Here is a 26,759-nt window from a genome sequence, read left to right as displayed (position 1 = left end):
ATCGACTGCCATACCCGGGAATTGCCAGGGGCGATGCCGGCTGACGCGGATACCAGATGTGGGGAAACGTCGACCTGGCGCGCAAGCCCAATCCTCCGCAAGGCGTTGTTGCATAAATCCGCCGGCCGCGCGGGGCGCGCGTGCTGACGTTTACGCGCAACAGTTGGGCAGATGGGGCTGTAAACACTCCGGCTGACTGCGTAGATTCTCGACTTTTGCCGGGAAGATGCGCAGGGACACACAGAAGCGGGCCGAGCCGAAGGGCACCTATCGCGTCAGGAACTGGACGCAATACAACGCCGGCCTGATTGCCAGAGGAGACGTCACGATGTAGATTGACCAGAGCCTGTTCGCACCGTCCGACGCGGGCGTATCCAGGCGCGGTCGCCCGTGCGTCTATCCGGATGCCGTCATCCAGATGCTACTCGGCCTCAAGCAAGTGTTTCAACTGCCGTTGCGCGCGCTGCAAGGCTTTGCCATGAGCCTGCGCAGGCTTGCCTTCGCGGAACTGCCGGTGCCGAACTACACGACCCTGAGCCGCCGCGCGCAGGACCTGGAGGTGGCTTGCCCGCTACGCGCACGGGTGAGGCGCTGCATCTGGTGGTCGACAGCACCGGCCTGAAGGTGTTCGGTGAAGGCGAGTGGAAGGTGCGCAAGCACGGTTATTCCAAGCGTCGCACTTGGCGCAAGGTCCATCTGGCGATGGACGCCAAGACCGGCCAGATATGTGCCGCCCTGATGACCCATCAGGATGTCGGGGATGCCGATGTCCTGCCTGACTTGCTCGATCAGTTGCCGCCTGAGACGCCTGTGGACATTGTCGGCGGTGATGGCGCGTACGACAGCAAATCGTGCCACGCGGCGATTGCTGCCAGAGGTGCGCAGCCGTCGATTCCTCCGCGCGAGGGTGCGATGCCCTGGCCGGATGCCACGCCCGGCGCGGCGTGGCGCAATGTAGCCATCGACGTCATCGCAAAGAGCAGCAGGCGTGAATGGAAGAAGGCCAGCGGTTATCACCGCCGCTCGCTGGTCGAGAACCTGATGTATCGGCTCAAGACGCTCACTGGCCATTCGCTGTGGGCGCGCGAGGTCAGTTCCCAGGCGACCGAGGTAGCAATCCGTGTGGGCGTGCTCAACCGCATGTCTGAACTCGCTCGCCCGCAGTCCGTCCGCGTGGCCTGAACTCCAACCCAAGGGGGTAGCTCCGCCTTTAAGTTCGATTTATGCAACAACGCCTCGTAGGGGCGCTCGCCCTAAGTTCTCCCAAGAAAAAAGCCTCCCGAAGGAGGCTCTTAGCGAGAGTGACGGAAATTAGCCGGCAACACGAATACGCCGACCGGCCAACACCGACCCACGTACCGTAGGTTCTTCCACATTGCTGCGACGAGTTGCCTTCGCGCGAGTGACCAGCGCGAACGCAGCCAACCGCGCACGGATAGCTTCCGGCGACTCAAACTGCGCATTCTTGCGGACGCGACGAGTGGTGTTTGCTTTCATGGCTCATCTCCCTGGGTGGCTGCGGCAATGTCATCACGCAGATCCCGTTCAAGTCTATCAATTTTACCTTTCTTCTTGACTTCGCGGTGAAAGCCGAGTGCCTTGTAGTAGGCGACAAGTTCCGGTATGGGCCGCTGTAGCGAAGCGACCGTGCAACCGAAGGCGGCGGCACAGAATTCGAGATACCGAATCGCCACTTTTGCCACCTGCCCCTTCAAGGGATTGGGATCCGGCGCCCGGCTGAGCAGGTGTATCGAGGCAACAACATGGCTATTGCTGATGCGACCCAGGATTAGGCCACACAAGATCGGCGGTGCACCCGGAGCTTCTGAGTAGACCGCGGCTTCGACCCGACGGGGCCGCCGCCGTGCCCGCGTGAGTTCGCGGTCCCACGACCATCCGGGTATGAAACCATCCAAGGTCCACTTATCGGCATCCAACACGTCGCGCCGACTGATTGGCCGGAATGTGACCTGAAGGCCGAGTTCGACCGAAAGTGCCTCGGCAGCCGATTGGCCTGCCAACTCGCGGCGCAATGCGCATCGCTGCTCGGCATCCGCCCAGACCGCCCGGTTGGCGGCCGCCCGGGAGGTCGCGGAAGTCACGGACGTCATGAATAGTCAGGAAGTGGCGGATTCCAGCCATTTTACCACCTCACCTCGGTTATCAACCCAAAGATCACAATTTTTCAGTACATGATAACCATACTTATCAAGCACTAGCAAAATAAGGTACGCATGGGCTACCTCTGAACCGGCCCCTGGGGCTACAATGTGACGCATCCGCGCGGATCCCACGCCGGCACAGGGCTGGCGGGCCGCGCGGGCCCGTCACCAGCGAGACCCCATGGCCAGCGCCCGCGACCCGGCAACCCTGCAACAACTCACCCGCGGCCACCTCCTCGCCGCCGCCCACGCCTGGAACCCGGCGAAGAAGGTGGCCGATTTCCAAATGGCGACGGAGCGCGTGGCCACCATCGACGGCCGCCGCTTCCCGACCAAGGCGATCGTCGCTCTGGCCCACGAACTGGCGGGCCTCGGCACGCTGACCAGTGCGCAATTGGCCGGCGCCGCCGCCCGCCGCCTGTTAATAGCTCTCGGTTTCCCCATCAGCGACTCCGTTGCCCGCCGCCGGCCCGGCCAAGCGCCGGCGACCATGGAACCGGACGCCGCCGCCGTCGAGCCGGGGCTGCTGCTGCGCGAAGATGTTCTCGACGCCATTCGCGAGCTGGATGCCAACGGGGACGCCCGGCGCGTCGGAGAGGATTTGCACGAGACGGCCTGGCGCATCCCGGCGGACGGCCGGTGGTATTCCATGCTGAGTGTCTTAGAGATCGCCCTGCGGCGGCATGGCATTGTCACGCGCGACCAGTTGAAGGCCTTGCTGCGCCCGAAAGCTGGGCTGAAGCAGGGCCGGTGGCGCCAGCGGCTCGCTATCCTTGGTTTTCGGCCTCAGCGCGGGCGCGGCGCCGGTGGGACGCCACCACCGGGGACGCCCGAAGCACCGGGCCGATGGCCGGCCCCCGATGATCTGACGGCCAAGCGGATCCGGGAAGCCGCCGCGGCGTGGCATCACCAAGCGAAGGACTTTCGCGTCTCTCATGCCGCGCGCGAGTGGGAGGTTTGGGTCGACGGTGAACCCTACCCGGTCAAGGCCCTCTGCATCCTGGCCTACCTCGCGCTCGGCTACGCGCCGGAGGCCATCAAGGCGTGGACAAAGGGGGGCCGAAACAGCCCGTGGGACCAACGGATCGAAGCCTTGGGCTTTGACATCCGTCCGATCGGCGCCCCCCTTGAGGAGCAGGAACTGGCGCTGGAACGTTTCCTCGAACGCGAGGACGCGCCCACCGAGATCCGGCGCGAAGCCATTGCACGCCTGACGCAAGGCAGCTTCCGTCGCGACCTGATCGCAGCGCGACGCGGCGCCGAGCAATGCGACGTGACCGGCCTCGCGATTTCCCAGTTGCTGCGGGCCAGCCACATTCACCGCTGGGCCGACTGCAAGGACACGCCGGCCATGCGCAAGGACCCTGCCAACGGCCTGCTGCTGGCTGTGCATCTCGACGCGCTGTTCGAGCACGGGCTGATTGCTTTTGCCGACGACGGCAGCATGCTGCTCTCGCCCCAACTGAAACCAAGAGATCGAGAGCGGCTGCAGATCTGGGAGGGACAGCGACTGGCCTTCGCCCCCACGCCCCGTCAATGCGAGTACCTCCGCCGGCACCGAGACCGCACGCGTGCGGCCCGCGAGGAGGACCTGGCGTGACGGGGATTGGCGACGACGCGGTGACCATGGTTTTGGCACCGCCGGCCGTGCGCCGCCGGCGGCGCTCCGTCACGCGCCGGCAGTTGCACCGTGGCCACTTCGGCTTCTTGCGGGCCATCATCCAGGGCCTGCACGCCCGGCCGATGTGGGAACGCTACCTGGCCGAGGAGGGCGAGATCGAGGCGGACGCCGAACTGGTGGCCAGCCTGCCGGCCGCCGACGACGCGGAACAGGCGGACAATGACCGCCGCGAGGCCCAGGCCGCGCGCGCCTTCGCCGGCCATCCCAAGGTGCGCCGGGTCACGGCCTGGCTGCGCGGCGAACTCGCCGCGGCGGCCAGCCGAGCCGAGCGCCCGGGCACCGCGCGGCGCCTGCGGCTGGATCTGAAGGACTTCCGGCAGATCGGCCGCCCCGGGCTGGGCCTGCCCTCGCTGGACGAGTTCGTCGCCGAGGCCGGCCTGGATGGCTTTGGCGAATCCGAGCAGCTGGCCGCCTACACCGAGCGCTATGGCAGCGCCCTCAAGCGCGAGTCGAAGCGGGCCGCGATGATGCGCCGCCAGCTCGCGGCGATCGACTGGCTGGAGGAGAAGTACGTGCAGCCGGTGCTCGCCGGCGACGCCTGCCGGGCCTGGCTGGCCGAGCCGCTCGCCGCCCGGCTGGAGGCGGCAGGGGTCAGCACGCTAGCCGACCTGCTCGACCGCATCAATGGACTGGGCGCCGGCTGGGCGCGCGGGATTACGGCCATCGGTGCCGGCAAGGCCCGCGCCATCGAGGCCTTCTTGAGGGTCCACGCCGAATCGCTGGGCCGAGGGATCGGTGGTCACGTGGCGGTGCCGCGGCGCCAGCGCTATGCGCACGAGCTTGATCGCGTGGTCCCGCGCGGCGCACCGGACAATGCCCTGGTGCCGCTGGACAAACTCGTGCTGCCGGCCGCACTCGACGGCCGGGACGGCGCCTATCGGCTACCGCAGGCACGCTGCCTGATCAGCGCCCACAACGACTATGAAGCGGTCCTGTCCTGGTTACGGTCCAAACCGGGGCTGCCGCCAGAACAGGTCCTGCGACTGCGGGAGCGTCGCCGGGACGTGAGCACGGTGCCGGGCCCGTATGACTGGCTACAGTACCTCTCCAATACGCAGCGCGCCTACCGCAAAGAGGCGGAGCGCTTCCTGCTGTGGGCGATGCTCGCCCGGCGCAAGCCCCTGTCCTCGATGGACACCGACGACTGCCTGGCCTACCGGGATTTCCTCGCCGCGCCGCCGGCCGACTGGTGCGCGCCGCGCTCCCGCGAGCGCTGGACGCCCCTGTGGCGCCCCTTCGAGGGGCCACTCAATGCGCGCGCACAGGCCTACGCCATCGGCGTGCTGACCAATCTGTACGGTTACCTGAACGCCAAGAATTACCTGGCCGGCAATCCATGGCAGGGTATCCACGTGCCCAGAAGCGCCAAGCCCGAGCTCGATGTCGGGCGCAGCCTGACCGAGGACCAGTGGACCTTTGTCAGCGGCTGCCTCGCGCGCCTGCCGGCCACCTCGATCAACCAGCGCCTGCAGGTGGCGCTGCCGCTGCTGTACGCAACCGGGCTGCGGCTGTCCGAGGTGATCTCGGTCACCACCGACGACCTGGAGTGGGTCAGCCTCGCGAAGCCGGGGACGAGCGAGCGAGAGGAGGGCTGGTGGCTCACCGTGGTCGGCAAGGGAAACAAGTTGCGCCGCGTGCCGGTGCCGGACACTGCCGTCACCGCCCTGGGCCGCTATCTCGAAGCACGCGGGTTCACCGCGGATCCGACCGCCAGCCGGGGGGTCGCGCTGCTGGGCCATGCGACCGACCAGGCCGAGCGCGCGCCCTGGGCCAAGCGGCACGGCGCCGGGCCGGCGTCGGGGCTGGCGGCGGCCACGTTGTATCGCCAGATCAAGCGGTTCTTCCAGGCGTGCGCGGCCGAACTCGCCCCGCTGGATGCGCGCGGCGCCGAGCGTCTGGCCGCGGCCAGCACGCACTGGATGCGCCATACTCACATCTCCCACGCGCTGGCTGCCGGCGCACCGCTGGAGGCAGTCAAGCAGAACGCCGGCCATGCGTCGCTGGACACCACGACGCGTTACGTCACGACCGAAGATGCTCTGCGTATGGCCGCAATGAAGCGACTCTGGGACAAGTAGGAACAGCAGTGGCCATACTCCCAAATTGGCGAAATGCCGTCGTCACAGCAGTTTCGAGTAGGATTCCCACACCCTGGTGCTGTACCGGCGTTTTCACCGCCCAAATACTGGCCGACCTGCGAACACTATTCGCCCGCGTGTGCCAGGACTTCGAGGCAGAGTTGGTGGAGTTCGACGGCGAGGACGACTATGTACACCTGCTGGTGAACTATCCGCCCAAAGTGACCGTGTCTTTGCTAGTGCACAGTCTCAAAGGTGTCTCCAGTCGCATGATTCGCAAAGAGAACTACACGAGCATTCGGCGCAAGCTGTGGGGCGGCTCCCGTTGGTCCCCGTCGTACTTCGTCGGCAGTTGTGGTGGCGCGCCCATCGCCGTCATTCGACAGGACATCGAACGACAGCGCAAGCCACATTAGACGGTTGCGGCGACATTGAGCCGCCTCACCGCCGCGCTATCGTTCCCTGCCCTGAAGGACGGGATATGCCGCGCATCCTAGTCAACGCAAAGGTAGGGTTGTAGTTCGTGTCCAGGTAGATAACCTGCGGCGAACCGTCCTCCAATTTCAGTTCCACCAACAGATCCTGTGGCAAGACCACGTGCCCAGCAAAGTCGGCGTCGACATCCGTCGTAACCCGGCTCGCTGTGTAGAGGTGCACAGCCATTCCGCCAGCCAGGTACACGGTCAGCGGCTTCTGGAGCGCAGACGCCCTTCAAGCTCTTTCAGCAGTTGGCGAAGACCCTCCGCGAGCGCGGTGTGGGTGTAGAAGCCGCCCGTCATGTCAATGGTGGCGGAGCTGCATCGTCAGCATGTCCCTAAGGCGGGGCACGCTGAGCACCCATCCGTTCCGTACAACCTCAGCGCTGGCCAGAAGGTCGGTCGGGTGCTGGCTGAAATAGCATTCACTCGCGGTCGTCAGCCGCGCCGCTTCGGAAGGCATTCGTGAACGCAGGAGCATCGAGGCCAGTCGGAAGACATTTGCTTCACGCTGATCAGATGCGCGCGCGAGCTTACCCGTTGCCGCTGCCGCGCAGCGACTCAACAGGTAATGCTCAACATCTCTGGATGTCATCGCTTTACTCCGATCAGGTGCGGGACAACCCGCAGTATTGGTTCCACTTTACCGGTTTCCACGCACGGGCTCAAACTGGGAGCCCCGCCTACATCTAGGCGAGTATCCCGTCAGGGCAGGCACCGCATAGGGCCGGTCCCACCAGGCAACCGTCCGCCTTGTGATGCATTGTGGCTAAATACACATTGGTTAGCACGTACAAGCCTACAAGCCACATCAGAGCCCCCTCCCCTGCCCCGACCGGCGGCGGTCCCTCAGGTGCCACCTGCCGGGCAAATGCATTAAGCTACGCAAATGCGGCGGAGGGATTAGTTTTCAGTATATAACTTAGACGGCAGTCGCAAGACCCCTAGCGCGAAAAGCCTCTCTGATCATCACACTAATGCCCCCCAGCTCCCTCGGCAGGCTCCGGTAGCGTCCCCTTAGGTGCAAATCTTGCCTTGATTTCTTCGACAAGCGCTTGACGCTGAACCGGATCTGGGAGATTGATCTCAAACGACACTTTCCCTGAATCCCAGTCTTTGAGTACCCCTAAAGGAACACCGTCGGAGCCGATCAACCTGTGCTGTCGGCTGGTTTCCTTCGGCTTACGATTGGTCTTCGCTTCGTATTTCGCCCGAGCCAACTCGACATCTTTGCAGACGGCAACTTCGTCACGAACCTTAAGTGCCATCGCGGCGGTAACGACTGGCCCCGCGGCTTTCTCCAAGAGCGTTAGTTGGTAGAGCGTGGAGAGAGCAAAAGCGTCAGGACGTTCCTTGATTGTCTCCAGCACTGCCTCTGAAAGCTTGAGAATCGCCAACGTCTTATTCACATTCGGCAGCGACATTCCGGTGACTTCGGCAATAGCAGACTCATTCGCGTAGACACCTCCCTCGATAAGGGATTTCCACGCAATCGCATTATCAAGCGGAGACTGCGCTTCTCGTTCGGCATTTTCCATGTACGAGAGCTGATAAAGCTGCTGATCCGTGATCCCCGGATGGATCATTAGCTTCATCGTAGGAATGCCAGCGACCTTCAGACCTCGAAAGCGATAGTGGCCACCTGCCAGCACAGTGCATCCGTTCCGAATCGTGGCAATCCCCGGCACCATCTGGCCATTAGCACGAAGGTTCCCCGCCATTTCGTGCACACGCTCAGGGCGATAGATGCGACGTGCATTGAAAGGGTTTTCTTCGATCTGCTCAAGCGGAACTTCGCTGTAGTATGGCGCTCCATCGCTTGTCCGTACGGAGGGCGTATTGCTTATGGATCGGACGTTTGAGACTGAGGCCACTTCCTGTTCGGGGACCGTGTACTCAGCGACATGCTGTTCCGGAGACTTTTCGGCGAAACCGTTGGGCTGCCGAGCAACCAATGCTTGCGCTCGTGCGAATCTATCAGCGGGTGGAGCCGCGGAGAGAGCTTTGGCCGCCTGATCTCGCATCTTTTCCAATCTGCTCTTGCTGGACATCAAGCCACCTCCTTACGCTTCGTTGCCCGAGGTTTCGCGCCCTTCTTCACATCTTCAATACCGAGCTTCGCAAGAACCACTCTTGACAGTTCCTCCACTTCCTTTGTCGCGGCAGACGACTTAGAAAGTCCGTGTACGCTTGTCCCGTACATCTGTGACTCACCATACGCATTTCGCTGCTGAAGCCCTTGGTCAATCAGAGGGATTTCCGTGTCCGCCTCGAGAAGTTCTGTGCCTACCTTAAACACGTTTCCGCGGCGATAGTTCATTGGGACACAGTAAGTTTGCAGGTCCGGATTCTCGCTCATGGCTCGGCGAGCAAGTTCCTTTGCCTCGCGGCTAGCCCAAACGTTGTCCATCACGGGAATCACCGGGATGAGCGCGAGGTCCGACACATTCAGCGCCGCCCACGGAATTGAAGACTCAATGGCTGGTGGGCAATCGATGAGGATGAGGTCATTCTCGGCGGCATGCCGTGAGATCTCTCCAATCAGTTTTTCCCGCAATGGAGCCAAGCTGATTACGGTCGCGGGATACGGATGCTCGTCCTCGCTCTGCCCCGCCCAAATGGTGCTTGTTCCCTGTTTGTCCATGTCAACAAGCAATGTTCGGTGTCCTCGCAAGCCAAAGCTTGCAGCAAGTTGCATCGAGAGCATTGTCTTTCCGCACCCACCTTTCTGGTTGAACACGGTAATGATCCTCGCCGCCATAATCACCCCAAGAAATATTTCATAGATTGAGAAATCTTCGGTAGATTCTACAACGTGCTCAGCGAGGCGCTCTAGCTAATTTTTCTCATTTCGCAAGAGCACGCGGAAACATCGTTGCCAAGAGGCAACAGACTGCGTTGATATGATCAGTGAAGCTATCGATGTCTTTAGTTCCCGCTGCGTCCGGGGCCAAGCAATCACTTTCATGCGTGAAAGTGATCCGGTACGTACAGGGCCCGTGGGCTTCCAACTGCGCGCTCCGCGTCACTTTCATGCTTGAAAGCCACGAGCATCTCTCACAACAGCCAAGTACAAAGGCGCCCATGCCCGACGTTGCCTACAAAATCCACCCAGGTGATCAGAGATCTTCTTTGCGAGAGCCTGCACGAGCAATCGTCAATTGCGATGGAAAGGACGTCCGAATTACATCACGAACGGCCTCGCTCACCTACCCGAACTTTCAAGTGTGAAAGTTCGGCACGACTCCCCTCACCGGCGCACGCATCCACGTGAACCACGAGATATTGGTGGATTCATAGAGACAAGCCGGACAAGCATCGAGGTTGCGCGACGTCCTAGTGTGGAGCCGTGCGTTTCACAGCGCCCCGAATAGAACCACGTCCTGTGCGACAGGACTGCGATCTCAGCGCCCTGTACGTCCCCACACCCCGATCACTTTCATGCGTGAAAGTACAACAACTCACATTCCATGCGGCGCAGCCGCGTCATCCGAATCGGGCCGGCAAGACGGCAAGTCTTGCTTGACGCCCAGTGCCACTTTCATGCTTGAAAGCACCGTCCACGCTGCTAGAGCGACAGCGGCGTCGTGTGATGGCATCTAATTGCAGAAGTCCGGGGCGATCTGCTCTGCATGCTTGATACTCGGGTCGTTAAGATTTCGCTGTGATCGCAGACCGAGCTCGCCACTTTCATACATGAAAGCCCAATAAGACTCCCCTCATTCCGCGCAGGCTACAAATTCCGCTGAAACAGCGGTAGGGTTGTAGTGACGCTCAAGACCAAGGCTGCTAGTCGAAGCCAGCCGCAATGTGTGCTTCGCCATGTTGTTCTTGATATGTGGCCTGAGATGCCACATATCAGCGCGCAGCCAAGCACGACAACTCCCCAGTCGCCGAATCGCTCTGAGCAGTGCTGGACGAGACCCCCACCTTGCTGTCCAATCGACGATCAGGTCCGAGAGTCTCTCAAGGGAAGCTGAAGGCGGGAAAGTCGTTCACTGCTGTGAGGCGGTGAGCGCCAAGGTGAATGGGGCAGGGGACTTGAATGCATCTTACACATGTAAAACATGTGTAAGATGAAAAATACTACTTTTTATCTTTATTTAATAAGATGCTACCAAAACCAGTTCTTGCTATTCGGCAACGGCGGGGCTGCCAGACATGGAGCGCTTCACAAACAGACCCAACTCCGCCCTTAGTGCCTTCCGTCCAAGGATCGCGGCCTCGTCCGGCGTAGACTTCACCTTCGCGCGCCTGGTGGCCATCTTGAACGTTGCCTCGCTATAGAGAGACTCGAGGATCTTCGCCTTGGCACTTTCACCGAGTTCGCAATATGCGGCCAATCCGACCTCCACGTCGTGCTCAAGATTCCTCATGAATTCGATCTCAGCAACCGGCATCCGAGACTCCTTTGCCCTACTGTCATCAGACTGGCCGGCCACCTCTCGTTCCATCTCGCTAAGCGACCATCCCTCTTTGATTGCACGCATCAAATATGCCCCAGGTGACTTCACCCCACCCAATTTCACCCGGTGCTTGACAAGTTCGATCGCAGCCCGAATCCGCTCATCAGTATTGACCTCACGGTTGCTGATAATCTCGTTGATCTGACGGTTACTTAACCCGAACCCCTTCACCAGAGCCTCGTACAGGCCCTTCAGCTCGTGTGGCTGGGCGAAGTCCAGTACAAGCTTACCCTTCGGGTTATCGCGCAGTCTGAATCGAATTGCCGCAACTCGCCGCGAACCTGGCGCATTCTTCGTCTCAAACTCAACGTGAAGATCGGTAAGCTCATTGATCTGCGAAACACTCTTGTCGAGTACCAACCGCTTGAACTGCTTGTACTCAGTCAAGGACTTCACCGCATCCGCATTGACCCACTTGCGCACCGTCTCAAGGGGAATCCATTCACTTGTTCCCTGGAACCTGATTGAACTCAAGCGCTCATACAGAACGTAGGAGTATGAGCTCAATGCAGCGGACATCCGTAGCGACAGATAGGTGTAACGGCGCGGATCCTTTAGCTGCCGGCGGATCATCTCGTCTACCTTGAAGACCACCCGTCCGCCGGCGATACCGACGGACCCTAGCAGTGGAACGGAAACCCACTGCGGATCGCCACCGTCGTCCTCGACCGAGACTTGTACCGACGCCGCCTGGCATTCACGAAGCGCCTTCTTCAGGTGAGCGATATTGTTTGAGGTATCAAACTTGACGAGCCACTTGAAGTAGCCGAGATCGATGTCATAGTGCTCGTGATCCGGCGCCTCTGATACCGTCAACCAAAGCGCGTTGATTGCACGACGCGCAAGCAACGGCATCGGTGAAACGTCGATGAGAACGTTGGTCTTCCGATAGCCAATCTCACGCGAGGATTCCGTGATCGACGTGCTGGGCCCGAGTTCTTCACGGACGGCATTGAAAATATCAAAGCCAAGCTGTTCCTGAATGTCCTTCGTGACGTTTGACATGATCCGCGGGATCGCCAGAGACTTGTGGTGACCGTAATATCACTGTAAAGGTGTACTTCGTCAAGCAGACTATTGCACCTTTGCGGCAGAGCAACACCATAGCCGATGCTTTGCGGAACCAATCTGTTACACCTCCGCAGCCAAAATTTGCCACCTTGCGCACACGGATCCCGCCACAAATCCTTGGTAGCACGAGCATGTCAGGCCGCGAAGCCATTCATGACCAATAGTTAACACCTTGAACCAATCACTTACACCTTCAAACCAACAAACACCACCATATGACACCAATCCATAACACCTTTGCGGACCAAAGCGATGCACCTTTGGGCCAATCAATTGCACTTTGATACCAACCGTTAACACTTTGCGAGCAGTAACCCGTTGATCTAGAACGAGAAATCCGGGCCTGTATACGTTAGTAAGTTAACAACAAAGAAGCTGCTAGCTCTCCGCAATAAATTGCGGAACGTCAAAACCGATCGTACTTATCCACAGCCATCGTCTGCGCGCACCGTTCAACGTTCAGACACCAGCGAGCCTCTCCTATCGACCTAACCTATGGTCATATCGGTTGGTCCGCAAACGGTAGGGCGCAACGCCACCTCAGCCCCGAGACTTCTGCGGATTCCTCTAGTACTCCTTTATCCTGGCAGCGCAATCGCAATGTAGGTGCAACAATTTGGTCCGCAAAGCCCTGTGCGTAGAGTCTCGAAGCAACTATGGTGCTATGTGTTGGTCCGCAAAAAGGCCATCCCAGGTCCCGGCATCTTCCCCTTTGCGCATATCTGTATGCAGGCTACGCAAGCCGACGACAACACGCCGATAGTGCAAGCTGTTGGTCCGCACTCCCGCTGTAAGACCAACCGCGAACGATGTCTTCTGAACAATGGTGTATCAAATTGGTCCGCATCCACCGACAAGGTGCAATCCATTGGCCCGCTAGCACCCCACGCCCATCTGTAAATAGAAGCTTGGATTAGAAGTGAGCGCTTGCGAAGGAATACTCGCCCCTACTGCAAACACTTCGCTACCGGCGCCTATGGTGCAATAGGTTGGTCCGCTACCGATGCAATGGTGCATTCCGCTGGTCCGCAAGGAGTGTCTTAACGGACACATTTCGTGTCCAAAATCTGCTCGCGCCATCTAGACCAAACGAACATGCCCGCTAAAGTGCAATAGGTTGGTCCGCAGAGAGCCTGCTGAACCGTATGGAGCAGCGATGGTGTCATCCATTGGTCCGCAAGCATCCGCCCAGGGCCGCCGGCGCCTTTTGCGGGATGCATCAAGGTGTTGTCTATTGGTCCGCAACCGCAAGATTCGCTTCCTCAATGGTGCAATCCGTTGGGCCGCAAACTGCAGATTCGTCGGATCTCAGACAGAATATCGCCAAATTTCGAATAGGAGGTGCTCACTTCCATAGTGGCTCCGCAGATTGCGCACCAACTCACTACACCTTGCTGGCCATCGCTTCAAAGGATTGCGGCCCAACTTTTTACACCTTTCCCCCAATCGCATCAGTCCCAGCGTCAAGACTTGATCCTGCGGACCAAACGAATGCACCTTGGATTCGTGCCGCGGGAGACCCCCAAAACCGCGTTGGCTAGCCGGATAAGAGCAAAGCGTTCAGGTTTCTGATGCTTACCGCGGCTCCGAGTAGCGGTCTCGTCCTCTATAGGGAGTCTGTTCGCGGGGCCACCTTCAGACACATCTCCGCGGCCCAGTTGCAGGCTCTGAGCAGCGAGCTTTCGGCTTGCATCTCTGAGAAGACGATGCGATGCGCTACAACGACTAGCGAAGACTGCCCAACGCGAACTCCCTCCGCGCTGCGCGGAGACTAGCACCGGCCGTGTTCGAAAAGAGATCGGCAGAGCGCAATGAGACTTCCTGCTCGGCGGGGAGTCCTAGGCTTTCTTCTCTGTCCACCCGCGCAAACGCCTGGAGCCATTGAAGTGACCGCTCGTGAGGAAGGGCGTAGCGGACCCCGTGGGCGGTCACGATTACTACCGACGCTTCGTCTATTTCTAAGGCCATCCCATCCTCTCGCAGATGTCGCTGGCCACGAAGGAGACGAAGCAGGTCGGCGATCTTCTGAGACTCGGCTGCTCGGGCCTCAGCGGTAATTCTCTCGACCTCTGCCTTGGCTTGCCGCCTCGCAACGAGATGACCATAGTCAATCGGTTTTTGGATGAGAGCGCGAACGTAGGAGAACAGTGAGCGACCGCGTAGCCCTGCGAGTGCTCGCCCTGTCGCCGCAACTATGTCGGACAGCCTCTGCTTTGCATCACGCGCCATACGCATGAGTAGAAAGAGTGCAGGCAACTCCAGAGCATTCTCGATGACGAGCCAGGCGAGGTCAGCTGGCACGGCTTTGCCTTGAACCAGAACAAATTGCCTAGCCGGAGGCGGCTGTTTCTTCGAAGAAGACTGTATGTGTGTCGGGTTTACATCTCGCATCGACGCGAGGTCAATATGAGCAGGCTCCGAGGTCTCCGCTAGCGCTGGAGACCCGCTTGATGCGTCGAGGCCCAGCGCGAAGATCGCACGGCGCGACAGTCGGATCTTCCCAACTACCTTGAGCTTCGCAATGGTTTGAATGCGCTCCAGGCGCTCGATCCACGATGCGCATTCCAACGCAGCCAGACAGCGATAGATCGTCGCCTCGCTTAGTCCAAGGTGTCGCGCGATCGTTGACTTCTTCACGTAGATCGCGTTATCCGCTGCATCCTTCTTCACGCCGAATCGCATCAAGCAGGCGAGGACCTGTCGCTGCGTGTGTGTCAGCCCCGGTAGCTGCTCATAGACACGCACGATCGCGTTGGCGATCCTACTCGGTAGAGGGGCCGCCGCAGCCTGGACGCCGTCGGGACCTGCCGCCGATCGAGCGATGCCGGCAGGCATCACGCCTGCACCAGCAGAAGTTGAGTATATGGAACGAGTCATTGCTTTCAAATATGTACGATGATGCGTTGACAGCCTGCAAGCGCATCCCTCAATCGCTCCTCGAGTGAAGCGAATCAGCTGCTCCAGATCATGCTCGGGCCGTCAGCATGCGAAAGAGTCAGGAATACGGTTCCTGACTCCGTCTGGCTAAGCCAAATCGGCTTCCTGCACAAAGCGTGATGTGGGGTTCTTTCGCGCAGTGCTGATGTGCAACTGGTCTCTCGCCCTCGTCATTGCGACATAGAAGAGGCGCCGCTCTTCGCTTTCGGTGCTCTTCTCATCAGGTATGACGGTTTCCTCGGCACGAATGATCTGCACCGATGACCACTCCAGCCCTTTGGCGCTGTGCATGGTCGTAAGGACAAGGGCGTCCTCCGCCGGTTCATTGTTGTCGCGTCGAAGAAATTCCAATCGCTCGGAGAACGGACCGCTCAGGCGGGAGAGCACGTCATAGGTTGTACGGATCGAGCGCTTCGCAGCATCGGATCTCGCGAACTGCATCATCCATTCGTTCACACCGTCGAGCACGAGTGCGTAGAGTTGCCTGTCACAGAGACTACGCCACTCCAAAAAGCGCTTGAGCAACTCTCGATATCGGTCCGCACTGATGTCAGATAGACCCATATCGGTCAGGTCCTTCTTCTGCTTCTGCTCCAAAGTCGGACCAAGCTTGGTGTGGAGCAGCCGCAGCTCGTAGCCTCCGAGCCCGGCGAAGCCGAGGAGGGCGTCGAGCCCCTCTGACTTGGATTTCTGAATCAACTCCAGAAGGTTCCCCATCAGGGCACCCTCTGGCCGATCAAGAATGGACCTTCCCGAAGCACGGTAATAGCGGACGCCATGCGAGCGGCAGACAGCCTCTACCGGATCGAGGATACGGTTGGTGCGAGCTAGTACCGCTGCTGTCTGCCCAATACGCAGTACAGCGGCCAGAGTTTCGACCGCGGCAACGGCCTCGGCATATTCGTCGTCGAAACGCTGGAACAACACACTCCCGCCGGGACCGCGCGCCGCCACCAGTTCCTTCGGAATTCGATTTCTATTGCACTGGATCACCTTGTCGGCGGCGGCGAGGATTTCGGAACGACACCTATAGTTTTGACCGAGGACGACCGGGGTAGCGTCGAACTCACGGATGAATGTCTCCATCCCGCGAAAGCCCAGTGCTTCCCGAAAGCCGTAGATGCATTGGTCATCGTCCCCGACAACGGTCACGACGGTTCCCCCTTCCGCATGTAGCGCAATCCACTTACTCTGTATCGAGTCCGTATCTTGGAACTCGTCAACCAGGAGCTCCGTGAAGGGATAGGGCTTGATGGTACCGCGTTGCATTCCAGCGACCGCGAGGCGCAGCATGTCCTGAAAGTCGATCTTGCCATTGCGCGCCAGCGCGTCCTGATAGGCCTCGAACAGCAGCGCTTCCGGTGTGCCGGCCGGTGGTGCGTCCATGCCAGTCTTCGCGCGCTCAATTGCCGCCACCGCGTCGTCGACCCTCCACTCCACCCCAGTCTCGTCTAGTACCTGGGCGACCAATGCAAGTCGGTCACCGTCCGACGCAATCCCGGGGCGTTTGCCCCCCGATCCCAGTTGCTTGAAGGCCAACGAATGGAAGGTGCCGGCGAGCAGCCGCTTCTTGGCGCCAGGCCCAGCAAGTGCCAAGATGCGGTCCCGCAACTCGACTGCCGCATCCTTGCTGAACGTGACCGCTCCGACCCGCGCATTCTCGTTGGCCAAGAGCAAAGCAGCCTTGGTCGCGATGGTCTTGGTTTTCCCCGCACCGGGCACGGCGACGGCGACGCAGTGCCGGCGCAGAAGCGCAACCTCGCGCTGTGAAGGGTTGAGTTCGTCGATGAGTTGCTGCATTTCCGAGCCTCTGCGGAAGCGGTGGCGTGCGATTCGGCTGGCGCTGACGACTTATAGGCCGCGAATCGTCGTCATCAGCTTCAGGTGGGTCATGTACGAGCGAAGGCCCAGCGGCTGGAACTTGCGCAGGAAGCGCTGCACCTCGGCATTCACATCCGTCTGGTCACGCAGCCCGTTCCACACCATGAAGTCGAACTGGGTCATCGTCTTGTCGAACTTAGAGATGACGCTGAGCGCGCGCATGGCGAACCGCGAGTAGACCTCGACGTCCATCTCCAGCGAGGGGCGCGTAACGGTGGGCTGAAAGACGATGTCGTTGCGGGCGCGCATGTCGGCTTCGGAACGTTCCCGGAACGCTTCGGCCACGCGCAATTGCTCGTCGACATACTCCTCCAGACGGGAAACCTCTGCTTCCAGATAGGCTTCCACCTTGCCTAGATCGCCCTTGCCGAACGTGCTCTCGCCGAAGCGCTGCAGGTTCACGCTCATGCGATTCAGGTACGGCCACCACTGCTCGAACAGCGGGCGAAGCCGCGTGTGATCGAGCTTCACGTTGACCGAGACGACCGCGGCGCCGGCCAACTGGCGGCTCAGCATTTGAACGCCCAGTTCACGACGACGCCTGACGATCTCGGCGCGCGCCTCGGGTGCCAGGTCTCGGAAAACCTTGCGGGTGCGCTCGACCTCCGCTTTCTTACTGTCGGCTTCGGAGCTGGAAATGAGACCTTCCTTGCGCAACGCATCGGCGGCATTCTCCATCTCGTCCAGTTCGGCTTCGATGGCACCTTCGCCGCCGGTCAACGATGTCGCCACATCGGTCGAGACCGGCGCCGCCGGGGTGGCTGGCAGGGGAGCCGAGCTGTCGGCGCCAGCAATGGTTTCGTCGGCGAGTTCGAGGGCTGCGGTTTCGGAGATTGCAGTGGTCATACGGACTCCTTGGGAGTGGGTGTTGAGGACTATCGTCCGACGTGGAAAGACGACGCCATGCGCCAGCAGAGCAGGCCAGCGCCCACCAGGGCGGCGGTGCACCATTCGGCGGACAGCGAAATAGGTAGAAGAAGGGCGCTGGCACCCACCCCGGCGAGCGCGAGAATGCCGTGAGCAGCCAGGTGAAACGCCACAGGATTCGCGAAGCCTGCTGCTGCGGCACGGATGCTCCGGTGCACGGCGCCGTCGTTCAGCATGGCGCCGAGGAATACCAGGCCGCCGGCCAGCCAAGCCAAGCCTGCACCGGCGCGGTACAAGGCGCGATAGACGTTCATCCAGAAATGCCGGATCCAACCGGCTGCTAAGGATGTGGCGCCAGCATCAGGGATCGCCCCCGCCGCGTTGTTCACGCTCATCGTGGCACGCACGGCGCCCGTATCGACAAACCAGCGTTGAAAACGGTCATTGGTCACCCGGGACAGCCGGGCAGCGCCGTCCTCGCCCAAAGCGCGTTCGACGGACTGCTGTTCCTCGCGACCGATCTCGAACGCGGCATCATCGGGGATCGCCGGCGCGAGGACGCCAAGAAGCAGCGGCGCGGCCAACAGCCACAAGCGCAGGTGTGAGACGAAGCGGCTGTGGGCCATCAGCGCACCCAGCGGAGGACGAGCAAGGCAGGAATCGCGACGACAGCCAGTCCAGCGCCCCAGAACAGCCCAGGCCGCGAGAACGCGAGGCTGAAGAGGGCATAGCAAAGCGCCGGACGGCCGGCGGCAAACTCGGCTGGCGCCGGCGACTCGTCCCGCAGTTCCGCTAACACGGCCGCGCGGACGGCGGCTGCCGTCTCAAGTGTCACGCCGGATAGCCTAGCAATCAGCGAAGTGGTCGGCGACATGGTAGTCCTCGAAATAGAGGTGGAAGGTGTGTCCATTCATGACGCGTGCGGCAAGCTGGAACGCCACGCTGCGCTGGGAAACAACATCAGGGCAGGCTTCGGCGACATTGCGGCAGACATAGCCAGGCTTCTGTCGCCCCTCAAACGCGGGGATGGACTCCAAGAACGGCGCCCAGACCTCGTACTTCTCCCCTTTGAAGGCGGCGTAACGGCTTGCGTAAAGCTCGTGCGAGCGAGCCAGCAAGCCCTGGAGAAATGCAATGTTGGGCGGGCGATTCGCCTTACGTGCCGCGCGATAGCCTGCGATCGCGTCGACTAGCATTTCCTTGGCCAGCGGCTCCACGCGGATGCGGAAGTTCACGCCGGTGAAGTCCACGATCTGCGTGCAGACGTCGCTCAGCTCCGGATAGGCGCCGAACATGGGCGCCAGCTTGGGGGACAGCTTGTACTCCTTGACGAGTTGTCGGAACAGACTAATGGGCATTGAGACTCAACCTTCGATGATGGGAATGCGGCCCTGATAGACGGCGCCGCCCGAGATGCGCATGAAGTACTGCAGGTTCGGCAAGCCGGTGATCAGTTGGACTGGGATGAGAGGGACCTTCTCCAACTGGGCCGAGCGCGACACCGAGCCGGAAAACTCGCCGATGTGCGCCTCCGATGCCGTTGCCGCACTGCTGGTGGTGACCAGGTTGCGGATGGCCGTCTCGCCGACCTTCTTGGAGAACCACTCCGCGGTGTCGGTATCCTCCAGGCGCAGCACGATCTGGTTATTCATGTTGCCAAGCACCTGGAGCATCTTGGCGGCGCTGCCCAGCTTCGCTTCCAAGTCCGAACGGCTCTGGAACGCGGCGAAGACCTTGAAACCGGCGCCACGGGACTTGTTGAGCAGTTGCAGAGTGTTTTCCGTCAGGCATTCCGCGATCTCGTCGATCATCAGGACTACCTCGGGCCGCTTGTCATAGAAGTTGTAGATCGCGCCGGCGACCGCGGCGACGTCTGCGGTCAGCATCGAGGCAATGGCCTTGGCGACGATGCTGTTCGACAGAGAGTCGAGGCCGATGTACAGCACGGCCTTCTGGCGGATCACCTTCTGGATGTCCCAGATCTCCCGGTCGTCGCTGAAGTCATCGGCCTTCGGCGCCAACATCAGGCCGGTCTCGCCGGTGGCCAGCATCTGGAGCAACGGCAGCGCCGAGGCGATGATGCGCCCGTAGTGGTCGCGATCGTGGTGGAACGTCGACACCAGTCCGTCAATCGTCTCGTGGCCGCGGCCCTTGTTGGCAAAGCGGTCCATGTAGAGGCAGACCATCGCGTCGAGCAACGTGCCTCCTGCCTTTTGACCAACCTTCTGCATCATTGGGGTGGCTTCATCCTCCCAGTCCGCCAAGCCTGCCTCGGGAAAGAAGCTGCGCAGCGCGCGATCGAGCAGCTCGTTGATGCCGCCCTGGGCATAGCGCAGGATCGAGCGGAGATTCGGCTTGTCCCCGACATAGAGTTCGCCCTTGACGGCGCGATCGATGAACAGGAAGGCAAAGTCGCGGAAGGGACCCTCCTCCATCAGCTGCGCAATACGGCTCGCGATCTCGGACGGCTGTGACCAGTTCTCCAGGGGATTGAGCCGAATTGACTGTGATGGCGTGGCCTGCTTCCAGTACAGGAACTTGCGTCCCGTGCGCTCACATTCCTTCCTGGCGCGCTCCTTGAATTCGGCATCGTTCTTCGGATCAATGATGATGAGCACATCATTTGGGTTGTGGATCACCTGAGTGGCGATCACCTCATAGGTGCGAGTCTTCCCCGCGCCGGTTGTGCCCGCAATGGCTGTATGGCCACCGAGCGCCTTGTAATGCAGCGGCACCGACACCTTGATTGGCTCCATGCCTTGAATCCAGGCCTTGCCCTGCGGCGCCGGATCGGGAAAGCTGTTTGCTGGTGCGAAGAACGACTCGATCCGCTTCGCGGCGCTTGCCGGAACCCAATCCGGTATCCCCGGAATGTCGGAGCTCGGCATGCGCATGATGTCGTGGGCGATTTGGCAGTGCCTCTGCGTCCACTCAAAGCCGGTGCCGAGGAACATGGCGTCCTGCTGCGCGCGTAGCGCAGCGCTTGTGCGCAGGAGCGCCTCGATGCGGATCTTCGTGAGCCATTTCGTCGAGATCCCCATGCGAAAGCGCAGAGCAGCCCATACCTGTGTACCCCGCACCGCCAGCATCAGAAGGCAGACCAGCGCGAGGTAGCCGCCGTGCGGCATTCCCGACAGCGGAAGGACGACGCAGGCCAGTAGCCAGCCTGCCACGGCGCGGGCCTCGAACAGGGGCCGGAAGTGATTCGTGTAGGCAGCCATGGCTTAGCGCGGGCTCACGAGTACGCCGACGCGTTCGACAAGCACGATCTCACTACCCTGCACGCTGGCGAGGAGATTCAGCTTGCGCAAATGCTCGATCAGGGTCTCGCTGGTGATGCCGTAGCTGGCCAGGCTGCGCTTGGAAAGCGTCAGGCCCCGGTCGCCCCAGGCCACCTGCACCTTGCCTGCCGCGACGTCCTGAGTTAGCGCTCGGAAGAAGTCGCGCATCAGGTTGGACGCGCCGCTCAGCACTTCGGCAAACGGGTCGGCGGCGCGATCGGGAGCCTCCCGGCGGGGCGAGCGAAGGGTGTCCAGCGGTACCGACGGGGTTACATTCGCCTTAGGCGAGGGCGCCGGAGCCGGTGCCTGCGCAGTTGCCCCGTTGCCAGTGTCCTGGCGCGGTTCCGTCGCCGCGAACATGGCCGTCAGGCCAGCAGCTGCGTTAGGTCCGGCCGGCAGTTCCGAGGTCGGTGGCTTCGCCGTAGCTGCTGGCGCAGGGGCGGGGGCCTCGCGGCGCGCGACTTCGCTGGTGGCGGTCGCCTCCACCTGGCTGGCCGGCGGTGCGGGCGTGGTGTCCAGGGCAAACGCTGCCCGGCGTGCTTTGCGCTCGAAGTCGCCCGTGACTTCCACTGCTTGGCGGACGAGCCTGTGCAGCAACGATTCGTTGCCGATCGGCCGGCCTTCGGGCTGGATAGCGCCGAAGAGGTCGTTTTGGACGATGGGGTCCAGCCAGCCTAGACGATCACTGCCGAGAATGGCGTGGGCGAGCAGGGCCGTGCGCATCCGCTGCACCGGCGCGGAAGCCTCACGTCGGATGACACGGTAGGTGGCGTCGCCAAGCCACACGTTGAAGGCACCGTGCGCGGCAGGGTTCCATGCTTCGCCGTCCGGTTCCCGGTGGAAATGGAAATGCCGACACGGCTCATCCAGCCAAGTGCAACATGCCGCCAAGAAGAGCGCATAGAGATACTGCGGCTCCAGCAGACGGCGTCGCTCGGAGGACTCGTTAGCAGCGAATTTCTGGCCGCCGGACAGCCGCATCGCATAGTACGCGGTTTCCACCGATGCCCGGAACGCCCCGCCCGATTCCGCGTGTTCGTCAGGCCGCAGCGGCATCGTCGAGAACCACTGCGCGCAGCCCCTGAGCACCGATTGCCACTTGCGCTCAAAGTCAGTCGCGTCGGCCTCATTGGCATATTGCCGGATCAGATCCAGGCGACCCGCATGCTGGGCGAGCATCGCGTCGGCCGAGGCCGTAGGGTGGCTGTCGTGCATGAAGACCGTCATGACTTGTTTCCCATGAACTTCTTGAGTGCCTTGCCGGCAAGGCCGCCACTTTTCCCGATAACGCTCAGACCACCGCCGCCGTCAACGCCACCGCCAGTGCCGAAGATACTTCCGGCGATCGAAGGGATCTGCATGGCGACGAAACACAGGTAGAGCGCCATACACATCGCGTAGCAGGCCGCGTAAAGGGTATCCGTGCCGATGCCGTTGACGCCGTCCGCCTTCGGTTGGATGACGCCAAGCACCAGATTCGAGATGATGCCCGCCACCACGATGTACATGCATCCGGTGATCATGTAATGCAGCCAGGAGAAGAAGTACTTCCGGGTGAAGCTGGCAAAGCCAAGTGCCACGGCGATCTGCCCGACGACGATCCCAATGGCAACTTGGAGGTCCCCTAGATTGACGTAGAAGATATAGATGATCGTGGCGACGTACAGCAACAGGAAGGCGACCCCAAGGGGCAGAGCGCTGATAAAGGCGGCGATCTTTGACAAGCCGGAAGCGTCGCCTAGCGCGCGAGCCCAGGCGTCCCACAGTTTGCTACCCAAGTTGAACATGGATTGCGGCGTGGCATACACGGGTGTGCCACCGTTGACTTGCGTGCCAACTTGCTGGAACCAATTCCAAAGGCCCGTGACCGCGTCGGTGTACCCAAGATACAGGGCAATGAAAATGCCAAGCATCATGAATTCCTCGAGCAGCGTGGTCCAAGCCGAGATCGGGTGATGGGAACCGGAGAAAGCCAGGCACGCGCGGATGATCGTGATGACCGCCAGGGCGTAGGCGAACTTGTTGGCGTCCGAGGACAGCGTCTTGCTCAACTGGGTTGCTGATGGAATCAGCTTGCCGCGAAGTTCCGTCATTAGATTGCTGAAGCCGCTGAGGGCCTTGCCCGCGTCACCAGCTTTCCCGATCGCTGTTGGTGCGGTGGAGCTGGCGTCGGCAGCCGATGCGGAAGCGCTTTGTGCGAGAGCATCGGCAGAGGTGACGACGAGAAGCAGCGATAAGAGCGAAGCCAGAAGCGCCAAAGCGACACGGGACATGATGGAGTTCCCTTACTGGACGTTGGTCAGATCCAGCAGCTTTTGGCGCTGGGCGTCCCGGTCGTTTTGGAGCTGCTGCGCGGCGTCGTTGGCCGCCGTCGCCGCAGCGTTGGCCTTCTGGTCTTTGATCGCATCCGATTGCAGTTTCGCGCCGATCAGTTGCAGCATGTCCGAGTTCTGCCCGGCTACCAGATCGAGCAGGCGGTTGGTGGTCTGCGCGGTGGCTTGGGCGGTCGGGTTGCCCTGCATGTCTTGCTGGATTTGCTGACGACGCTGGGCGTTGGCCTGATTGGCTTTGACGATATCCGTGCCTAGGCTGAACAGCCGCTTCGCAGTCTGGTCGCCGTTGTTGAGCAGGGTGCGCTGGTCCGCGAACCATTGCGATGGCGTTTTGCCGGACTGCGCAATCAGGCCATTGACCTGCTGGAGGAAGTCGACGTTCTGGCTCAGGCTGCCGTACAGTTGATCCAGTGCCTGACCATAGTTCTGCTGCTTCTTGATGTCCGACTGCACCGAACTGAGCTGCTGGATCAGCGTGACCGGGTCGAGGCCGGTGGCTTGCTTCAGTTGGTTCGCCAGCATCTGGTACTGGTAAATGATGTTGCTGTTCTGGTAGGCCTCGGTCTTGACGGCTTGCTCGGCGGTGATGGTGTTCTTCAGGAAGTTGGCAGCGTCGAAAACGGGCCACCCGCTGGCATGCGCGAGCATGGGGACGGCGAGGGCAAGACCGGCGAGGGCCGGCACGAATCGGGGAAAGCGAGTCATTTCTGGAGTCTCCAGCGATGGGCGGGGGGGCAGGGCAGCACGCAGCTATGCCGCGCGCGCGAGGATCTCGCGGACGTAGCGGTCCTGCCAGTCAGGCTCGCCCGAGGCGAAGTGACGATCGAGAACTGCTTGTGCGTAACCGTCGGACCGAAGCGACGCGACCATTTCCGGCGTGAAGTTCGTCTGCAGCATGCGGGTCTGCGCTTTGGTGATCCACAGGTAGTCGCGATTCGGGACGGCATCGTTGACCATTTGCACCTGGTCTTCAGTCAGGCCGAACACGTCGCAGTAGAGATCCTTGCTCGTCGCCGCCTGGTTGTTCGGCAGGTAGATCAGGTTGGCGATGTTGTCCTTCAAAATCTCGAAGTTCTTGACGCGTGCGACTTGCCGCAGCGATTGGGTGGCCATCCAGATGACGCCGTTGAGCTTGCGGATAGTGGTGATCCACATCTCCAGGCGCGCGTAGAACCGCTCGTTCTGGAAGAAGAAGCCGGCTTCCTCCACCTCGATGATCGTGAAGCGCACGCCGTCCATCGCCTTGCTGATGCGGTAGAACGCATAATCCATGAAAAGCGCAGCGACGCGCGGGTAGTGCAGAAACAGGTCGCCCATCTCTATGGAAAGGTCGTCGCTGACCTCGAAGGCATCGTCGACGTGATCAAAGAAGTGGCCGTACTGGCCGCCGGCGGTCCAAATCTGCAGGCGCTCGCGGAGTTCCGCGTGCAAGAGCGTGATCAGGTTGCCGAGCGTCCACCGCTCGCGGGGATAGCCCGCGAGTATCTGCACCGCCTCAAACAGGCCTGTGCGCTGCGCGGGGGAGGCCCGGAAGCCTTCGTCTTCGAGCGCCAGGATCAGCCAATCCGTCAGGTAGGTATGACTGCCCGAGTCGCCAAGGAGCGACAGCGGGTTGCAGCGAGTCGCGGCTTGGAACTTGCCCGTGATGTCGATGAACGTGCCGCCGCCCAAGACCGTAGTGATGCGTGTCGACCGGTCCTTGTCGAAGCGGATACGGCGCGGGTGATGGCGCCCGGCCTGAGAGACCAGGAAGTTCAGGAACACCGATTTCCCGGCGCCGATGGGACCGAGGATCAGCACATGCCCGTTGCCACCGGGCTCGTGCATGTCGACGCGTTGCAGGGTCCGGTGGCGAGTTGGCAGACAGGTCAGCGGGGGCGTGAGTACCCCGGACTTGTCGGTGAGCCATGCATTGTGGGTCGGTCCCTCCAGGACCGAGCGCAGCGGAGCGATATCCGAGACCGCCGGCGTTTCGACGAACTGCAGGCGGCGCTGTTTGTCCCACCGACCGGGCATGGTGCTGTTCCATGCGGCCATCAGGTTCGCCTTCTCGACGATGGTGCCGAACCCCGCGTTGGTCATGGCGCCGACGACCTCGCTGACGGCATCCGCGCACTCGGTTTCGGTGGCGCCATAGACGATGATCGAGATATTGGCAAAGCCGTGCTGCTGGCCGGTTGCTGTCAAGCGCTTGAGTGCTTCGCCCGCCTCGTCGGCCAGTTGCTGCCGGCCTTCGTCGGGCTCCTGTTCCTGCTGGGATACGTAGGTGCGAATGATCGCCCACAGGTTGAAGCTGGCCATCTTGAAGAAGCGACGGATCTTCTCGATGTACTTGGCCGCGTCCGCATTGCCGAGGAACCGGTACAACACGCAGACGTCGAGTTCCGCGTCGAGCTGCAGCAACGAGTCCAGCGCGGCTTCCTGAAAGCCGAGCCACTCCTTGACGGCCACAATGGCCGCGTACCGCTTGCCGTGGGCGGACTCGAATAGGAGTTGCTCCGCGCCGACGCTCACCTCCGATTCGGTCAGGTGCGAATCGAGCAGGGTCATCGGGAAGCGAATGCGCCGCGGAGGAACGGAAGGGTTCGCGGTTTGATGGAGCGCCGCGAAGCCGTCTTGCATGGTGAGGCGGCGCAGGCCGATGCGGGTGACCCCGCCCGTGAAGGCATCCAGCATTCCCTCAAAGCGCTTGATGTCGGAGTTGGTCTTCTCGAGATCAAACACGAAGGCACTGCGGGCCAGTAGGGTGTCCTTGAGCGTCTCCCAGATGGCCTGGCCGATGTTCTTGCCACCCACCATCATGTGGTACGAGACTTTGTCGAAGATCTTGTTGATGCCACTCTCCGGCGTATAGGAGAGCGAAAGCGAGTGGGTATTCCGAAAGAACTTCCCGGTTGTGGAGTTGGCGCGGTTGAGCGCGTCCAAGCGAGCGTCGGAGGGGGAATCGAAGTCGCCCCCGATGTAGCCGATCGTGCGGCGGTGCCGCACACGCCACCACGCCGTGATTCGGCCGTCCAGGCTGCGGCATGCCTGGTCGAGTTGGTCGCGGGCGGATGTGATGTCGTTCGTGTTCGCGCTGTCGGCATCGACTCCGGAGAAGTCGAAGTTCGCCAGAAGCGATCCGTCTTTGTCGAGGACGAGGCCAGGGGTGACCGGCGTCAACCAGGGCACAATCTCCTGCAGGGGGCGGCGCTTCAGCATGGCAGGTCGCTATCGAAACCGTAGGGGCGGCGGAATCGGGCATGCAGACGCCCGTGCCAGGGCATGGACTCGTACAGATCCCCGTAGTGGTTGTAGACCGTCAGCAGTTGGTTCCACCACGGGTCCTTGTTGGTCAACCAGCGCAGCAGCGCGTGGAAGCCCATCCCCAACAGGAGGAAGCCGCAGAAGATCTGCCAGCCACCGTCGTGCGTCGCGTAGCAGAGCAGGGCCGTGATGGTGCCGTTCGCTAGCGCGTAGCCGCGAACTGCCCCGCCCATCATGCGGGGCAGCGAGAGGGAGCGGCTGACGTGATGGGACCGCATGG

At 61.3% G+C, this 26,759-nt stretch carries 19 protein-coding genes and 2 pseudogenes; 4 read left to right on the top strand and 17 right to left on the bottom strand.

The window, feature by feature from the left end:
- Positions 1-226: 226 nt before the first annotated feature.
- A pseudogene (locus tag BKK81_RS33385) lies at positions 227-1,182 on the top strand (IS5 family transposase).
- 129 nt (positions 1,183-1,311) lie between these two features.
- Here the strand turns inward: BKK81_RS33385 and BKK81_RS34910 are convergent.
- Positions 1,312-1,497: a hypothetical protein gene (locus BKK81_RS34910; protein ID WP_083384868.1), complete on the bottom strand. Its 186-nt coding sequence runs from the start codon at positions 1,495-1,497 to the stop codon at positions 1,312-1,314.
- Positions 1,494-2,111, bottom strand: a complete 618-nt coding sequence (locus tag BKK81_RS34905) for a hypothetical protein (protein ID WP_083384866.1) — start codon at positions 2,109-2,111, stop codon at positions 1,494-1,496. Before BKK81_RS34905 ends, BKK81_RS34910 begins: the two co-directional genes overlap by 4 nt.
- 232 nt (positions 2,112-2,343) lie before the next feature.
- Between BKK81_RS34905 and BKK81_RS33380 the strand changes: the two genes are divergently transcribed.
- The 3 genes and pseudogenes from BKK81_RS33380 to tnpA form a co-directional block, all read left to right on the top strand.
- Positions 2,344-3,762, top strand: coding sequence for an HNH endonuclease (locus BKK81_RS33380; RefSeq protein ID WP_071023152.1), 1,419 nt, complete (start codon positions 2,344-2,346; stop codon positions 3,760-3,762).
- Positions 3,763-3,788: 26 nt separating this feature from the next.
- A complete protein-coding gene (locus BKK81_RS33375) occupies positions 3,789-5,921 on the top strand; it encodes a phage integrase family protein (protein ID WP_071023426.1) in 2,133 nt (710 codons plus the stop codon).
- 113 nt (positions 5,922-6,034) lie between these two features.
- Positions 6,035-6,337, top strand: a pseudogene (gene tnpA / locus BKK81_RS34900) (IS200/IS605 family transposase); the annotation flags it as partial.
- 364 nt (positions 6,338-6,701) lie between these two features.
- On the opposite strand, the gene BKK81_RS33365 reads toward tnpA, so the two are convergent.
- The 15 genes from BKK81_RS33365 to BKK81_RS33305 form a co-directional block, all read right to left on the bottom strand.
- Entirely contained in the window at positions 6,702-6,992 is a 291-nt protein-coding gene (locus BKK81_RS33365) for a hypothetical protein (protein ID WP_071023149.1), read from the bottom strand.
- 379 nt (positions 6,993-7,371) lie between these two features.
- Complete coding sequence (locus BKK81_RS34895; protein WP_083384864.1) at positions 7,372-8,448, bottom strand: ParB/RepB/Spo0J family partition protein; 1,077 nt, start codon at positions 8,446-8,448, stop codon at positions 7,372-7,374.
- Complete coding sequence (locus tag BKK81_RS34890) at positions 8,448-9,137, bottom strand: AAA family ATPase (RefSeq protein WP_197524091.1); 690 nt, start codon at positions 9,135-9,137, stop codon at positions 8,448-8,450. Before BKK81_RS34890 ends, BKK81_RS34895 begins: the two co-directional genes overlap by 1 nt.
- 1,393 nt (positions 9,138-10,530) lie before the next feature.
- On the bottom strand, positions 10,531-11,868 hold the full coding sequence (locus BKK81_RS33360) for a replication initiation protein (protein ID WP_071023145.1): 1,338 nt from the start codon (positions 11,866-11,868) through the stop codon (positions 10,531-10,533).
- Positions 11,869-13,659: 1,791 nt separating this feature from the next.
- A complete protein-coding gene (locus BKK81_RS35870) occupies positions 13,660-14,604 on the bottom strand; it encodes a hypothetical protein (RefSeq protein WP_156811586.1) in 945 nt (314 codons plus the stop codon).
- Positions 14,605-14,958: 354 nt separating this feature from the next.
- Positions 14,959-16,671, bottom strand: coding sequence for an ATP-dependent helicase (locus BKK81_RS33355; protein ID WP_071023142.1), 1,713 nt, complete (start codon positions 16,669-16,671; stop codon positions 14,959-14,961).
- Between the two features lie 51 nt (positions 16,672-16,722).
- Entirely contained in the window at positions 16,723-17,598 is an 876-nt protein-coding gene (locus BKK81_RS33350; protein ID WP_071023140.1) for an ATPase, read from the bottom strand.
- A gap of 29 nt (positions 17,599-17,627) precedes the next feature.
- The gene (locus BKK81_RS33345) at positions 17,628-18,245 is read right to left on the bottom strand and encodes a DUF4400 domain-containing protein (protein WP_071023137.1); all 618 of its coding nucleotides are present in this window, start codon (positions 18,243-18,245) and stop codon (positions 17,628-17,630) included.
- A gap of 219 nt (positions 18,246-18,464) precedes the next feature.
- A complete protein-coding gene (locus tag BKK81_RS33335) occupies positions 18,465-18,977 on the bottom strand; it encodes a hypothetical protein (protein WP_071023132.1) in 513 nt (170 codons plus the stop codon).
- Between the two features lie 6 nt (positions 18,978-18,983).
- Entirely contained in the window at positions 18,984-20,840 is a 1,857-nt protein-coding gene (traD, locus tag BKK81_RS33330; protein WP_071023129.1) for a conjugative transfer system coupling protein TraD, read from the bottom strand.
- Between the two features lie 3 nt (positions 20,841-20,843).
- A complete protein-coding gene (locus BKK81_RS33325) occupies positions 20,844-22,127 on the bottom strand; it encodes a TraI domain-containing protein (protein ID WP_231908286.1) in 1,284 nt (427 codons plus the stop codon).
- On the bottom strand, positions 22,124-23,173 hold the full coding sequence (locus BKK81_RS33320) for a type IV secretion system protein (RefSeq protein ID WP_083384857.1): 1,050 nt from the start codon (positions 23,171-23,173) through the stop codon (positions 22,124-22,126). The genes BKK81_RS33325 and BKK81_RS33320 overlap by 4 nt, the downstream gene beginning before the upstream one ends.
- A 12-nt stretch (positions 23,174-23,185) precedes the next feature.
- A complete protein-coding gene (locus tag BKK81_RS33315) occupies positions 23,186-23,938 on the bottom strand; it encodes a conjugal transfer protein TrbJ (RefSeq protein WP_071023123.1) in 753 nt (250 codons plus the stop codon).
- Positions 23,939-23,983: 45 nt separating this feature from the next.
- Positions 23,984-26,434: a VirB4 family type IV secretion system protein gene (locus tag BKK81_RS33310; RefSeq protein WP_071023120.1), complete on the bottom strand. Its 2,451-nt coding sequence runs from the start codon at positions 26,432-26,434 to the stop codon at positions 23,984-23,986.
- On the bottom strand, positions 26,428-26,757 hold the full coding sequence (locus BKK81_RS33305) for a conjugal transfer protein (protein WP_071023117.1): 330 nt from the start codon (positions 26,755-26,757) through the stop codon (positions 26,428-26,430). Before BKK81_RS33305 ends, BKK81_RS33310 begins: the two co-directional genes overlap by 7 nt.
- Positions 26,758-26,759 lie beyond the last annotated feature (2 nt).

The sequence above is a fragment of the Cupriavidus sp. USMAHM13 genome (assembly GCF_001854285.1).
GTDB lineage: Bacteria > Pseudomonadota > Gammaproteobacteria > Burkholderiales > Burkholderiaceae > Cupriavidus > Cupriavidus malaysiensis.
This window is presented reverse-complemented; position numbering and strand designations above follow the sequence as displayed.

Coding starts and splice junctions, on each gene's coding strand:
- BKK81_RS33320 (WP_083384857.1), bottom strand. CDS start 23,173: ATGTCCCGTGTCGCTTTGGCGCTTCTGGCTTCGCTCTTATCGCTGCTT.
- BKK81_RS33365 (WP_071023149.1), bottom strand. CDS start 6,992: ATGACATCCAGAGATGTTGAGCATTACCTGTTGAGTCGCTGCGCGGCA.
- BKK81_RS33355 (WP_071023142.1), bottom strand. CDS start 16,671: ATGCAGCAACTCATCGACGAACTCAACCCTTCACAGCGCGAGGTTGCG.
- BKK81_RS33360 (WP_071023145.1), bottom strand. CDS start 11,868: ATGTCAAACGTCACGAAGGACATTCAGGAACAGCTTGGCTTTGATATT.
- BKK81_RS33315 (WP_071023123.1), bottom strand. CDS start 23,938: ATGACTCGCTTTCCCCGATTCGTGCCGGCCCTCGCCGGTCTTGCCCTC.
- BKK81_RS33310 (WP_071023120.1), bottom strand. CDS start 26,434: ATGCTGAAGCGCCGCCCCCTGCAGGAGATTGTGCCCTGGTTGACGCCG.
- BKK81_RS33345 (WP_071023137.1), bottom strand. CDS start 18,245: ATGGCCCACAGCCGCTTCGTCTCACACCTGCGCTTGTGGCTGTTGGCC.
- BKK81_RS33380 (WP_071023152.1), top strand. CDS start 2,344: ATGGCCAGCGCCCGCGACCCGGCAACCCTGCAACAACTCACCCGCGGC.
- BKK81_RS33350 (WP_071023140.1), bottom strand. CDS start 17,598: ATGACCACTGCAATCTCCGAAACCGCAGCCCTCGAACTCGCCGACGAA.
- BKK81_RS33305 (WP_071023117.1), bottom strand. CDS start 26,757: ATGCGGTCCCATCACGTCAGCCGCTCCCTCTCGCTGCCCCGCATGATG.
- BKK81_RS33325 (WP_231908286.1), bottom strand. CDS start 22,127: ATGACGGTCTTCATGCACGACAGCCACCCTACGGCCTCGGCCGACGCG.
- traD (WP_071023129.1), bottom strand. CDS start 20,840: ATGGCTGCCTACACGAATCACTTCCGGCCCCTGTTCGAGGCCCGCGCC.
- BKK81_RS33335 (WP_071023132.1), bottom strand. CDS start 18,977: ATGCCCATTAGTCTGTTCCGACAACTCGTCAAGGAGTACAAGCTGTCC.
- BKK81_RS34895 (WP_083384864.1), bottom strand. CDS start 8,448: ATGTCCAGCAAGAGCAGATTGGAAAAGATGCGAGATCAGGCGGCCAAA.
- BKK81_RS34910 (WP_083384868.1), bottom strand. CDS start 1,497: ATGAAAGCAAACACCACTCGTCGCGTCCGCAAGAATGCGCAGTTTGAG.
- BKK81_RS33375 (WP_071023426.1), top strand. CDS start 3,789: ATGGTTTTGGCACCGCCGGCCGTGCGCCGCCGGCGGCGCTCCGTCACG.
- BKK81_RS34905 (WP_083384866.1), bottom strand. CDS start 2,111: ATGACGTCCGTGACTTCCGCGACCTCCCGGGCGGCCGCCAACCGGGCG.